Here is a 12,895-nt window from a genome sequence, read left to right as displayed (position 1 = left end):
GATTAAATTTACGTAAAATTTTATCATTGCATTCAAATTTAAGCTGCGACCCACAAAGCCGTCCAAATTTCAAAATTACCAAATTTTGCGGTTTAAATTTAACTCTTTTACTATCTGAGTAAAGCTTGCTATCTCGCTCTCGTAAAGCGCCATGGTTTCGTTGTTTATTAGGGACTTGCGGATATCTGGCTCAAAGTCGTCGCGCCAGGTCTCTACGGCGATAAATATTTGATTATCCTTAAAAACGGCGTTTACGGGTGCATCTAGTCTTAGGCAAAGCTGAGTAAATCTTTCCATCAGCGCCGGGCTAAGCGCATATCTAGCGCCGATCTGATCGGTCGCATAGACGTCAAATATCTCCTCAAATCTCGTGTCGTCCATATTTGCCTTCTGCCCGTAGATCGCTAAATTTCGCGAATTTACGTGCGCGATTTGTGTTATAGAGCTTAGCTTTTTATTAAAATCCGCCTTAAAAAGCACGCCTTGAAACTGCACGACCGTCTCGGTGCCGTTTTTCTTTTTCACCTTTTTAACCGCGTAAAAGTCGCTAAATTTGACGCTAACGCCATCTATATCGCCCTCCACCAGATCCTCGCTGCTCCACTCATCGACCCTGCAATCGTAAATCGTAAAAAAATCATCAAGCCCCAGCCCGCGGTCTTTATCGTAGCTAAGGCCGTGCTTTTTTACGATATTTTCTATGATTTGACGTTTAAAATTTGCCCTAAATTCTCGCCTTTTAGACGCAGTCAAAAGGCCAGTCGTCGCAGCATATGAGATCGCGCCCAGCGTCACGCCGAAAATCGCGTCTAAAAAATACGCCGCAGCTGCGCCTACGCAAACGCCTACCGCAAGGGCGATAAGAGTTGCTTTTTTGACGGCGGCTACTAAATTTACGCGCTCGTTTTCTAGCTCTTTTAGCTCGGACGAAAGCTCGCTTTTGGCTGAGCTTTGAGCGTTCTCGCTTAAATTTTGGGCGGGTTTTTCGCCTAAGACCGCAAAAAGATTAGAAGCAGCAGGAAGCGCAAAAAGCACGGCTATGGCGCCGACAAAAATAAAGGTAAATAAAGTCTCCGTTTTAACTTCTTTACGCGTTTGGTGGCTTATTTTACGGCTTGTTAGCTCGCAAACCAAAGCCGCCGGGTACGGTTAAATTTCGGTGTGGCAATTAAATCCAGGCCGCGCGGTTAGATTTTAACCCCACACTCGCGCTTAAATTTACGCCGCTTTTTTATCTCGCACTTTTTGCTTAAATTTAATCCGTCCGCCGCTTTATTTCATTCCGATTGTCTGCAAATTTAAACGATCCGTGCTCCTTTTTCTCGAGATTGCCGTCCCTTTTCGTTTAAATTTCACTCTTTCAAATGTAGCGCCTTACGGAAATTTAGGATTTGGGCAAAAGCATCTAAAATTAAACAAACCTGCGCAAGGGCAAAATTTACTTTGCGGCGCAACCTTAACGCCTAAATTTCGCGCGCTTGTCGCTCGAATTTACCGCCGCGCTCGCCTTAAAGCAGCCTAAACTCGCGAGCTAGCTCTAGGCTCGCCTCGATCTCGGCGCGCTTAGCCATTACGCTTTCGATGTTTGCGCTCAAATTTAGCCCGTTTTCGTCGCCGAATTTCTTTAGCTCGCGCCAAATTTCTTTGATTATCTCGCAACTTTGCGCCAGATAGTCCTCGCTAGCGTTTAGACGCGCCTCAACCGCGCTAGGCACGCTAACGCCCAGCCATTTGATAAACTCTAGCGTTTTTGGGTTGCCCGCTGTTGAAAACGTGAGAAATATCGGCTCGGTTATTTTCGCGGCGGCGCAGTCCTCTAAAAATTTACGCGTCATCTGTGCGTCAAAAATGGCCTGCGAGATGAAAAACTTCGCCCCAGCCGCGATCTTTTCACGCATCCTTTGCGCCTCATCACCCTTTTTGGCATGACGCTCGGCGATACACACGCCGCCGACGGCTAAATTTTCAAATTCGCCCGCAATCTCGTACGCGCGAGCCAAATTTAACCGAACTTTTTGCGAGCTAGACGTAGCTCCGACGAGTACGTTTAATTTTGAGCTTTGAGCCGCAATCGCCGCGCGAAATGCGCCCTCGTCGTAGCCGCTAGCCACGCGGTAAAAGATGCTTGGAGTCGAGACGTTTAGGTAGTCGCGGTAATAGATTTCGGGACTTAGCGTGCCGCTGAACTCAAATGTCCGCTCGCTATCGTTTCGTTCGCTCTCGTCTTGCACCTCGTAAAGTACGAGCCCGTCGGCGTTTATGCTCTCTATCCTGCCCGTCCAGCGATCCGAGATGTCGCGCAGCTTAGCCTCGTCAAATTCGGCCTTGGGCGGCGTTAGTCCGTAGAGTACGAGCCCCTTTTCTTTGTTTAAAATTTTTTCTTTTAGCATGAAATTTCCAAATTTAAAATGTAGAAAACCGCGCCGTTTGCGGTCAAATTTATGCCGTGGCGGCGCGTGCGCAGGATAAATTATTCGCCGCGACCGACAAATTTGACCCGCGTCAAATTTGAGCCGGTTTTAAACCTGAGCTCAAAATTTAGCGGGCAAAGCCGCTCTCACCGCAAATTTAAGCGGCAAAAGCGGCAAATTTAGCCGAGTCGCAAGCGGCTAAATTATGAATTTCTTACGATTTTGACGGCTTCGACCATATTTTTTAGGCTCGGCTCGACCTCTTCCCATTTACGCGTTTTTAGGCCGCAGTCGGGGTTGATCCAGAGCTGTTCTTTTGGCAGAACCTCGAGCAGTGCGCGGATCTGGTGCACGATCTCGTCGGTGCTAGGAACCCGCGGGCTGTGGATGTCGTAGACGCCAGGGCCGACTTCTTGTTTGTATCCAACAGATTTAAATATCTTTAGCAGTTCGTTGCCGCTGCGAGCGGTCTCGATGCTGATGACGTCGGCGTCCATCGCCTCGATCGTCTTAATGATGTCGTTAAACTCGGAGTAGCACATATGCGTGTGGATCTGCGTTTTAGGCTCGGCGGAGCTAACGGAGAGCTTAAAGCAATCAACCGCAAATTTCTCGTACGCAGGGATGTTTTCGGCGCGTAGCGGATAACCCTCTTTAAACGCAGCTTCGTCCACTTGGATGATGCGGATGCCGGCGTCTTGCAGGTCTGCGATCTCGTCAAATATGCAAAGCGCAAGCTGCTTGGCCACTTCGCTGCGAGGCAGGTCGTCACGCACAAAGCTCCAGTTTAGCATGGTTACAGGACCCGTTAGCATGCCCTTCATTATGCGGTTAGTGCGGCTTTGTGCGTATTTCATCCACTCGACGGTCATCGCTTTTGGGCGACTCACGTCGCCAAAAAGTAGAGGCGGTTTCACGCAGCGGCTACCGTAGCTTTGCACCCAGCCGTTCTCGCTAAAGGCATACCCTTCGATCTGCTCGCCGAAATACTCGACCATGTCGTTACGCTCAGGCTCGCCGTGGACTAGTACGTCTAGGTCGATATCTTCTTGAAATTTGACGCAGTCGTCGATGTATTTTTTGATACCGGCTTCATACGCGCTCGCGTCGATCTCGCCTTTTTTGAAGTTTTGGCGAAGCACTCTTAGCTCGACGGTTTGCGGGAAGCTACCTATCGTCGTAGTTGGTAGGATGCCGTAGTTTAGGCTTTCGCGTTGGATTTTGATGCGATCTTCAAATTTATCTTCGCGCTCAAATTTGACTAGATTTTTCACGCGGTTTTGCACACTTGACGAGTGAATCAAATTTGACGTCGCGCGCGTTTTAACCGCAGCTTTGTTCTCTTCGTAAATTTTGCTCTCCGCCGCATTTAGCGCTACGCCGTTGGCTAGTTTGGTTATGATTTTGATCTCGTCTAGTTTTTCTACGGCAAAGCTCAGCCAGCTTTTGACCTCGGAGTTTAGTTTTTCTTCGTATTTTAGGGTATATGGCACGTGAAGCAGCGAGCAGCTAGGTCCGACGTAGAAATCTTTGCCACCGATTTTTTCGCCGATCTCGCGGACTAAATTTACCTTTTCGTCGATGTTGCTTTTCCAGATATTTCGTCCGTCGATGACGCCAGCAAATAGCGTTAAATGGCTGTTTTTGATAGTTTCAAGCGCTTCGAAATTTCTTTTGCCGTGAACGAAATCAAGTCCGATACCGTAAATTTTAGTTTTTGCTACCTCGGCGACCGCTTTTAATGCGTGTTCGAAATACGTCATAAATACGATTTTGACGTTGTTTGAGGCTTCGGCTAGCTCGTTATACACCTTACCGATGACGCTAAGCAGGATATCTTCGTTTTTATCGGTCGCAAAAATCGGCTCGTCAAACTGCACCAAAATCTCATCGTCAAGCGTCGAAAGTAGCTCAAGTAGCTTTTTGTACTCTGCGACTAGAGCGTTTAGTTTTTTAAACGGGCAGCTGCCGTCAGTGGTCTTTGAAAGCGCCAAAAACGTGATAGGGCCGATCAAATTTACCTTGCCTTTTACGCCCGCAGCCTTTGCCTCTTCGTATTCGGCAAGGATTTTTGATGCATCAAGCTTAAACGACGTCTCGGCGCTAAGCTCAGGCACGATGTAGTGGTAGTTTGTGTTAAACCACTTCGTCATCTCCATCGCTACGCCGGTTTTGTTACCGCGCGCGCAGGCAAAATACTGCTCTCGTCCGCTCAAATTTGCAAATCTAGGCGGTACGGCGCCAAACGCGACGATGCTATCAAGCATCAAATCGTAAAACGAAAAATCATTTACGCTGATAGCCGAGATTTCGGCGTCTTTTTGGTATTGCCAGTGCCTGTTTTTTAGCGTTTTAGCGACGCTTAGCAAGTTCTCCTCGCTAAAGCCCTCTTTGCCGGCCCAAAGACCCTCAAGCGCGCGCTTTAGCTCTCTTTTTTCTCCGATTCGCGGGAAACCCGTAACATAACTTTTTATCATTTTGATTCCTTTAAATTTTGATTTTTTATTTTTAAATTTTAAGCTCATTCAAAGTCGCTCAAAAGAGCTGGCTTAGAAACGGCGGGTGGCAACCCGATTTTCTCAAACTAAAATAAAATTTATAAAAAACTCTACTAAACAAATTTCGCCCGAATTTCAAACACTGCCTCGCTTTATTTTTAAAAATGCAGTTGCAATGCACCCTTCGCGGCGATAGAAATAAATTTATATTAATGTTTAAAAACGTGAAATTATTTAAAAATTTGACTGTTTTTTTAAAGTCGTTTGCAGTTTTTTTGCTAAGATTAAAGAGTCTCAGGCATGGGGCAAGGCATTAAGCTCATCCTTTTGGGGTCAAATTTGAGCCGTATTATAAAGATTTTTAAAAAATAAATCAAGAAGTTTTTATCAAATTCCAGCTAATTTGAGGCAGGCCGCAGCCCGCCTCTTAGCTTGCCTAGTCTTTTTTGCCTTTATTTAGCGATTTTAGCTTGGCGTCGGTGTCATCAGTTAGCATCGTAAAGATTTCGTTCGTCAAATTTTGCGTTAGAGCCTTGGCTTCCTTCATCATATTTATCGAAAATTCGTTTAGCAGCTTGTTCGCTTTGGCTTTGTCTTTTTTGTAGAGTTTGACGTATTTGTCTTCAAATTTGGCCTGTTTGACCGCGAGCGCGTCCTCAAACTCCTTGTATGCCTTTTTTACGACCGGCGAATACTTATCGTAATCCATCATCACGAGAGTTTGCAGCTTTCTATACGTCCAATAAATCGACTCGTCATCGGCCTTATATGAGCCCTTGTCGTAGCCGTCGATAAATTTATCGAGGCCATAATAATACGGCAAATAAACGCCAAGCTCCGACATACCAAGCGCCACGTAGGTCACTCTGCCGATCTCTTGCGGTAGCCACGGGCGCACCTGCATGACGTGCGACTCGTAGGTTCTAAAGACGCTCACGGCGCGGTAGATATTTTTTTGATTTTCGTCTTTGCTCGCGTAGTTATCGTACGCAGTACCGTCATAGTGGGATCTAAGAGCGTTTTTTAGATCCTGCACGCTTAGCTTTTTAGCCGGTTTTAAAAATACCGGATAGTTGCCGCCGCTCAGAGTCTGCTTATCTTTTAGCTCCGGGTTAAACATCTGCTGCACCCAGCAAACGCGCGGATAGTTGTAGGTCATATCTCTCTCGTCATCTCTGGTGTAGGCTTTCGTAAACTGAAATTCGCCGTCTTTTGCCGGGTCGTAGGCGCCGTTATCTTGGGTAAATTTGATTAAATTTTTCGATCCCATGAAATTTGGATCGTTTTCTTTGTAGTTTTGTAGTCTACCTTGGTTTGCGGAGACGAAGTACTCGTCTTTTGGTAGTTTAACCGCCATCCAGTGATGACCAGTGCCCGTTTCAAAGTACCAAAGCTCGTTTTTATCAACAAACACTACGCCAAAACCCTCTCCCGCACCCGTAGTTTCTACGATCTCGCCGAGTAGCTTCACGCCCTCGGCTGCGCTTTTCATCCTAGGCAGCAAGACGTCGGGGATATCATCCTCCGTGATGCCCGTCGCTTCGTTATACGGATCGATTTTTAGCAGTTCGTCTTTAGCGTAGATGGTCTCGGTGCCGCTGATGCCCACGCCCGCGTCATTGTAGCCGACAGCGCCGTGAAGCTTGGTGTGGGAGTTTGCTATCGTCGTATACCTCATGCCCTCTTTTGGCAGTGGATAGGTAAAATCATTTGCCCCGTCATGCGCCTTTGAGCTATGGACGCCTTTTTGATTGGATTTTTTTGGATGTATCAAAAATACCTGCGCCTTTATCGCCTTGCTATCGGCACTCCTTGCTATCAGCATCGAGCCGTCGTCAGAGGCTCCTTCTCCAACCAAAATAGTCGTGCAAGCTAGCGCGTTTGCGCAAAACATCGCGCTTATTACCGCCGCAGAGGCGAGAAACTTTATCTTCATCGTTACTCCTTGATTTGAGATAATAAATCTAAGTGAAATTATAGGACTAAAAATATTAATTAAATCTAAAATTTAAGCTACTTTCAAGATTGTATTGTAAATTTGTTTTGTATTTTATCGCGCGCACTGTCAAATTTAAATTTCTTAAAGGAATTTTGGGTATAATCCCACTCTTACGCATAAGGCGTAAAAGAAATTTTAAAAGGATTAGTATGCCTAAGATGAAGACAGTTCGCGGCGCTGCTAAACGTTTTAAAGTGGGCAAAAATAAGATCAAAAGAGGCTCTGCTTTTAGAAGCCACATTTTGACAAAAAAATCTCGCAACCGCAAGAGAGATTTACGCTCGCCTCAATACGTAGCCAGCACAAACGTCGCAAGCGTCAAAGCGATGCTCGGAATTTAAGTTTTTGACGAAAAGTCATTCCAAACTCCCCCAAATTTGGGGCAAGACTCACTCAGTGAGCGCCGATTTGTAAAGGATAAATATGGCAAGAGTAAAAACAGGCGTAGTTAGAAGAAGACGCCATAAAAAAGTTTTAAAACTAGCTAGAGGTTTTTTCAGCGCTAGACACAAACACTTTAGAAAAGCTAAAGAGCAATTAGAAAGAAGTTTGGTCTATGCATACCGCGACAGACGCCGCAAGAAACGCGACTTCCGCCGCTTGTGGATAGTGCGCATAAATGCTGCGTGCCGCCTAAACGACATTAGCTATTCGCGCTTTATCGCGGGACTTAAAAAAGCAAATATCGAACTTGATAGAAAAATCTTAGCCGATCTAGCTATGAATGACGCAAAAGCTTTCAGCGAGCTAGCTTCAAAAGCAAAGGCTGCTTTATAATACCCAGGGGCGGTTCCCGCTCCTTTTCTCTATATTTTTGGCTCATTTAAAAATTTATCGTCTTTCTCTGATCTCAATAAAACAAATTTCACTCCAAATTTTAATTTTTGTTTTTCGTTTTTTCCGATAAAATACCAGCTTAAATTTAAGGAGCAAAAATGAACATACAAAAACTAAATCAAAACCTAAACAAACTCAATAAATTTTTATTTATCATCTTAGGCATCGCCGTCGCGATCTGGATCGGCGTAGAAGTTTTTATAGGCAGTAAAGTAGAATATACAAAAGAACAAATGAAAGAAAATCTATGCGAAGCGTCAAATGTAAAAGAAATGCTGGTGCGACTAAATTCAGGTCTCCCGAGGAAACTAGATGAGATAAATACGCTCGAAAAAATCAGCTGTGAAAATCGTCGCATCATTTATCAATATGTGCTTAAAAAAGGACTAGAAATGGATGAAAACGCGCTAAATGATAAAGGTATAGCCGAGCTAAAAGACGAGCAAACAAAGGAACTCAAAAAAGAATTTTGCGAAGATACGCGGTTAAAGGCCGTGCGCGATATAGCCGACGGCGTCGATTTTGTTTATTTTATAAAGGATAGAGAGTTGATTCGAGTAAAGCTTGAAAGCAAAGACTGCAAATAAACTAAAATAATCAACGTAGTTTGCGTCACAAGTAGTAGCAGGGCTAGATATGACGCCAAACTGCCGCTGCCAAGTAACTAAAGCAGTGGTCAAATAGCATAAAATGCCGTGTCATAACAAGTTAAGCTATTTTTTCCAAAAAAGACCCGGTTTCATCTCTTAAATTTTGCAAATCACCGCTATTATCTATAACAAAATCCGCCATAGCGCACTTTTGCTCGATATCTATTTGTAGTTCCACGCGGTGCTTTGCGGCGGCGTAATCCAGCCCGTTTCGCGTCATCACGCGCGCGATCAGCGTTTCTTTAGGTGCATAAACGACCGCCACTTTATCAAAAAACTCATACCTCTTGCCCTCGAAAAATAGCGGAATATCGACGAAATAAAGCTTTTCTTTCGCCTCCAAAGCCTGCGCCTGCGATAAAATTTCATCCATTATCTTCGAATGCAGCAGCGCTTCAAGCTTTGCCAATTCCGCAGGGTTTTTAAACACCAGCTCGCCTAGCTTTTTGCGATCCACCGAAGTACGGGTCGGGGCCAAATTTACCTCATCCGATCTAGCGTTAAATTCTGCCTGTGGGTTCAAATTTGTAGCCTGTACGTCTTTTTGCACGACGTATTGCGCGCCGAAAATTTCAGCTACCTGCGCGGCGCAGCGATCAAGGACGAAATGTGAAATCCTATCGGCGTCGATGATCTCAAATCCGCGATCACGAAGCAGCTCGCAAACCGCGCTCTTGCCGCTACCGATGCTGCCCGTAATGACGACGGCGTGTTTAAATTTCAAGGTAAGCCTTTATAGCGTTTTTATTCGATTTTAGCTAAAATCTGCGAAATTATACCATCTTGGAGGATAAAATTTGATAAGCTACAAAGACGCTGGCGTCGATATAGACGCGGGAAATGACTTCGTAAACGCGATAAAACCGTTCGTCAAAGCGACGCAAACTCCGCACGTTTTAGGCGGTATCGGCTCGTTTAGCGGTGCGGTGAGACTGCCTGCCGGCTACAAAAAGCCCGCGATCCTAGGCGCCACCGACGGCGTGGGCACGAAGCTGCGACTCGCGATCGACGCGCGTAAATTTGACGGCGTAGGTCAAGACCTCGTCGCGATGTGCGTGAACGACCTCATCTGTAACTTCGCCGAGCCGCTATTTTTCCTCGACTACTACGCGACGGCAAAGCTCGAGATCACGGATGCCAAAGAGGTAGTAAAAAGCATCGCCGAGGGCTGCAAACTCGCCCGCTGTGCACTGATCGGCGGCGAAACGGCGGAGATGCCCTCGATGTATGAAAAAGGCGACTTCGACCTTGCGGGCTTTGCAGTGGGCATCGCCGAGGAGGACGAGATCGACCGCTCAAAATTCGTCCGCGAGGGCGACGTACTCATCGCGCTTCCTAGCAGCGGCCTGCACTCAAACGGCTTCTCGCTCGCACGAAAAGTGGTCGCCGAGCTGGGGCTAAAATTTGACGACAAAGTGGACGGTCGCGCACTCATCGACGTGCTTTTGGAGCCGACTAGGATCTACGTCGGCGACTTTTTAAATTTAAAAGATAAAATCCACGCGCTCGCACATATCACTGGCGGTGGCATCGTGGAAAATCTGCCGCGCGTATTTCCGGAGGGGCTGGGCGCGAAGATCGAGCATGCCGCGATCCGCACGCCTGATATCTTTAAAATCATCGCGCAAAAGGTAGAGCCTGCCGAGATGATGAGGACGTTTAACATGGGCGTGGGTATGATCGTCGTAGCGCCAAAAGAAAACGCCGACTTTGTGCTAGCAAATACCGACGGCTACGTCATCGGCGAGATCGTAAAAGGACAGGGTGCGCAGCTAGTTTAAACGGTCAAATTTAACTTTGGCTCGCCAGCAAATACGCTACGAGCCAAAGATTTATAGGCGGTAAATTGATGTTGCCAACCGCTTTCCTCAAAAACCACTGCTTTTGTTTAAATTTGACCATCATATTTTCTGCAAATTTATATCTCAAACCGGGCAATTTGTTAGTAAAATTTAGTATATTATGGTATAAAGTTTTTACTTTGCTGTTTATAAATTTTATATTCAAAGCTGATTTTAGAGCTAAATTCTAATAAAACTAACGTTAGCGTTTGTTAGCTCTTAGATCCCAAACATTATCTAAAATTAATTTTGAAATTTTAAAAGAAGATAATTTAATTAAAATAAAGGTAAAATCCAAAAAATTAAATATTGTATTAAATAAAAATATTAAAGTATAAATTTAATGCTTCTTGGCTAGAATTTGGTAAATTTTAAATACGAAGGACGGGCGATGAGCATAAATTTAGATAGACTTAAGGCGCTTTTTAGCGAGATAAACGCGATCAACGACGAGGGCTTCGGCGCAGGGATGAGTCGCCTAGCCTACACGCGCGAGGATAAGGCCGCCAGAGAGCTATTTATCGCGCGCTGTAAGGAGGCGGGGCTAAAAGTACACATAGACGCCATCGGAAATATCTTTGCTAGGCGCGAAGGTGTTGAGCCCAAGCTGCCAGCGGTAGCGTTTGGCTCACATCTAGACACCGTGATAAACGGCGGCGAATTTGACGGGATTCTGGGCGTCCTGGGCGGGCTAGAGCTGATTAGATCGCTAAACGACGAGGGCGTGCAGACGCGCAGACCGCTCGAGCTCATCGTCTTTGAGTGCGAGGAGTCAAGTAGATTTAACATCGCGACGCTTGGCAGCAAGGTAATGTGCGGCAAGCTAGGTTTTGAGAAACTTAAAGACGTGCGCGACTTTCAAGGGCGCGCTACCAGCGAGATCTTTGCCGAGTTTGGCATCGATCTAGCAAGCATCGAAAAGGCTAAAAATTTGACGCCGGGCTACGAGAGTTTCTTTGAGCTGCACATCGAGCAGGGGCCGCTACTAGATAACGAAAACATCCAAATCGGCGTAGTGAGCGCCATTGCCGCGCCGCATAGATTTGGCGTACGCGTGCAAGGTCAAGCCCAGCACTCCGGCACGACCGCGATGAAGTATCGCCACGACGCGCTTTGCGCAGCGGCGCAGATAGTGCTAGCCGTCGAGGGCGTCGCGCAGAAAAACGTGGCAAACGGCGTGGTAGCGACCGCGGGCAACTGCACGGTAAAACCGGGCGTCATGAACGTCGTGCCGGGCGAGACAACGCTACTAATCGACCTGCGCGGCATTGACCTAGTCACGCGCGAGGAGGCCTACGAGCAGATCCTAGCCGAAATCTCGCGCATCGAAACCCAGCGCGGCGTCAAATGCGAGATCAAGCAGCTAGCCTTTGACGAGCCGTGCGCACTGGACAGCCGCCTCATCAAGCTCATCGCCCAAAAAGCCGCAGCTCTCGGTCTTAGCTTTGAGATCATGCCAAGCGGCGCAGGACACGACGCGATGCATATGAGCGCACTTTGTCCGACTGCGATGATTTTCATTCCGTCTAAAGACGGTATCAGCCACAATCCGGCGGAATTTTCCAGCTGGAGCGACATCGCTAACGGCGTAAATTTACTAAAAAGCGTGGTTTTAGAGGCAGCGGAAAGGTTTTAAGTTTAGCCCAAATTTGATGCTGCAAAAGTTATCGGTAGCGCAAATTTGAGTCATAAATTTGACGTAGCGTAAAACGGCGATAAAAAACGAATTTTACGGCACATGTCTGTTGCCGTAAAATTTACTACGCCGCTCAAGCCTTCCTTATATACTCGTTTGGATCGTATTCTTTGCCTTCGTCGTGATCTTTTAGAAGTTTAACCACGACCGGGCTAAGCGCGATGATGGCAATCAGGTTTGGAAGCACCATGAGGCCGTTAAACATATCGGCCAGCTCCCAGACGAAATTTATCTTTAGCAAGCTACCAGCGAACACAAATCCAACGACTAATATCTGTAAAATTCGCACGAATTTGGCTCCAAAAAGGTAACGCACGTTGATCTCGGCGAAGTAGTACCAGCCCAAAATCGTCGTAAAAGCAAAGAAAAACAAGCAAATCGCCACGAATCCGTAGCCGCCAGCGTGCCCCAAAACATGCGTCGAAAACGCCTCTTGCACGAGCGAGATGCCAGTTAGCACGGCTTTGCCGTTTTCAAAATGTATCACATCGGCGCTAAGTACGACGAAAACGGTGATATTTAGCACGATGAAGGTATCGACAAACACGCTCATGATGCCTAGCACCGCCTGATCTACGGGATGTTTGACGTTAGCCGCGGCGTGCGCGTGAGGCGTCGAGCCCATGCCGGCTTCGTTTGAAAACAGTCCGCGCGCGATACCGTATCTCATCGCCGTAGCGATCGTGGCTCCAGTCGCACCGCCCCAGGCTGCGGACGGATTAAACGCGGCCTCGAATATAAGCGCTATGACGCCGGGAATTTTATCAAGATTAAAGCAAATGATCACAAGTCCGACCGCGACGTAGAGGATCGCCATGATAGGCACGATCTTTTCGGCGACTCTAGCGATGGCTTTGACGCCGCCGATAAAGATCATAGCGCAAATCGCCGCTAAAAACAGCCCGCTCGCCCACTGCGGTATGCCAAACGCGCCCTTAAAGCCATCAGATATCGAGTTAGCCT

The 12,895-nt window shown here is 46.8% G+C and carries 11 protein-coding genes; 5 read left to right on the top strand and 6 right to left on the bottom strand.

What is annotated here, in order from left to right:
- Positions 1 to 75: 75 nt before the first annotated feature.
- The 4 genes from Q0546_RS10630 to Q0546_RS10615 form a co-directional block, all read right to left on the bottom strand.
- A complete protein-coding gene (locus tag Q0546_RS10630) occupies positions 76 to 1,035 on the bottom strand; it encodes a DUF3137 domain-containing protein (protein WP_298792888.1) in 960 nt (319 codons plus the stop codon).
- 473 nt (positions 1,036 to 1,508) lie between these two features.
- Positions 1,509 to 2,390 carry a methylenetetrahydrofolate reductase gene (locus Q0546_RS10625; RefSeq protein WP_298792885.1) on the bottom strand — a complete coding sequence of 294 codons (882 nt, stop codon included), beginning with the start codon at positions 2,388 to 2,390 and terminating at the stop codon, positions 1,509 to 1,511.
- 224 nt (positions 2,391 to 2,614) lie between these two features.
- Positions 2,615 to 4,888, bottom strand: coding sequence for a 5-methyltetrahydropteroyltriglutamate--homocysteine S-methyltransferase (gene metE, locus Q0546_RS10620; protein WP_298792883.1), 2,274 nt, complete (start codon positions 4,886 to 4,888; stop codon positions 2,615 to 2,617).
- 457 nt (positions 4,889 to 5,345) lie between these two features.
- Positions 5,346 to 6,845: a C69 family dipeptidase gene (locus Q0546_RS10615; protein ID WP_298792881.1), complete on the bottom strand. Its 1,500-nt coding sequence runs from the start codon at positions 6,843 to 6,845 to the stop codon at positions 5,346 to 5,348.
- A gap of 212 nt (positions 6,846 to 7,057) precedes the next feature.
- Here Q0546_RS10615 and rpmI point away from each other — a divergent pair, with 212 nt between their 5' ends.
- The 3 genes from rpmI to Q0546_RS10600 all read left to right on the top strand — a co-directional run bounded on the left by rpmI (position 7,058) and on the right by Q0546_RS10600 (position 8,332).
- On the top strand, positions 7,058 to 7,249 hold the full coding sequence (rpmI, locus tag Q0546_RS10610) for a 50S ribosomal protein L35 (RefSeq protein WP_298792879.1): 192 nt from the start codon (positions 7,058 to 7,060) through the stop codon (positions 7,247 to 7,249).
- Positions 7,250 to 7,331: 82 nt separating this feature from the next.
- A complete protein-coding gene (gene rplT, locus Q0546_RS10605) occupies positions 7,332 to 7,685 on the top strand; it encodes a 50S ribosomal protein L20 (protein WP_002944116.1) in 354 nt (117 codons plus the stop codon).
- A 158-nt stretch (positions 7,686 to 7,843) separates the two neighbouring features.
- A complete protein-coding gene (locus Q0546_RS10600; protein WP_298792877.1) occupies positions 7,844 to 8,332 on the top strand; it encodes a hypothetical protein in 489 nt (162 codons plus the stop codon).
- Positions 8,333 to 8,453: 121 nt separating this feature from the next.
- Here the strand turns inward: Q0546_RS10600 and coaE are convergent, their stop codons facing one another.
- Positions 8,454 to 9,119: a dephospho-CoA kinase gene (gene coaE / locus Q0546_RS10595; protein WP_298792875.1), complete on the bottom strand. Its 666-nt coding sequence runs from the start codon at positions 9,117 to 9,119 to the stop codon at positions 8,454 to 8,456.
- Between the two features lie 73 nt (positions 9,120 to 9,192).
- Here coaE and purM point away from each other — a divergent pair, with 73 nt between their 5' ends.
- Together purM and Q0546_RS10585 are read left to right on the top strand one after the other, a co-directional pair.
- The gene (gene purM / locus Q0546_RS10590; protein WP_298792873.1) at positions 9,193 to 10,176 is read left to right on the top strand and encodes a phosphoribosylformylglycinamidine cyclo-ligase; all 984 of its coding nucleotides are present in this window, start codon (positions 9,193 to 9,195) and stop codon (positions 10,174 to 10,176) included.
- A gap of 451 nt (positions 10,177 to 10,627) precedes the next feature.
- The gene (locus Q0546_RS10585; protein ID WP_298792871.1) at positions 10,628 to 11,872 is read left to right on the top strand and encodes a Zn-dependent hydrolase; all 1,245 of its coding nucleotides are present in this window, start codon (positions 10,628 to 10,630) and stop codon (positions 11,870 to 11,872) included.
- A gap of 133 nt (positions 11,873 to 12,005) precedes the next feature.
- Here Q0546_RS10585 and Q0546_RS10580 read toward each other — a convergent pair.
- On the bottom strand, positions 12,006 to 12,895 hold an 890-nt coding region (locus Q0546_RS10580; RefSeq protein ID WP_298792869.1), incomplete at its 5' end, for an amino acid carrier protein.

It is taken from the genome of uncultured Campylobacter sp., assembly GCF_937997465.1.
Lineage (GTDB): Bacteria > Campylobacterota > Campylobacteria > Campylobacterales > Campylobacteraceae > Campylobacter_A.
The sequence above is the reverse complement of the archived record's forward strand: the minus strand, read 5'-3'. Positions and strand labels throughout refer to the sequence as shown.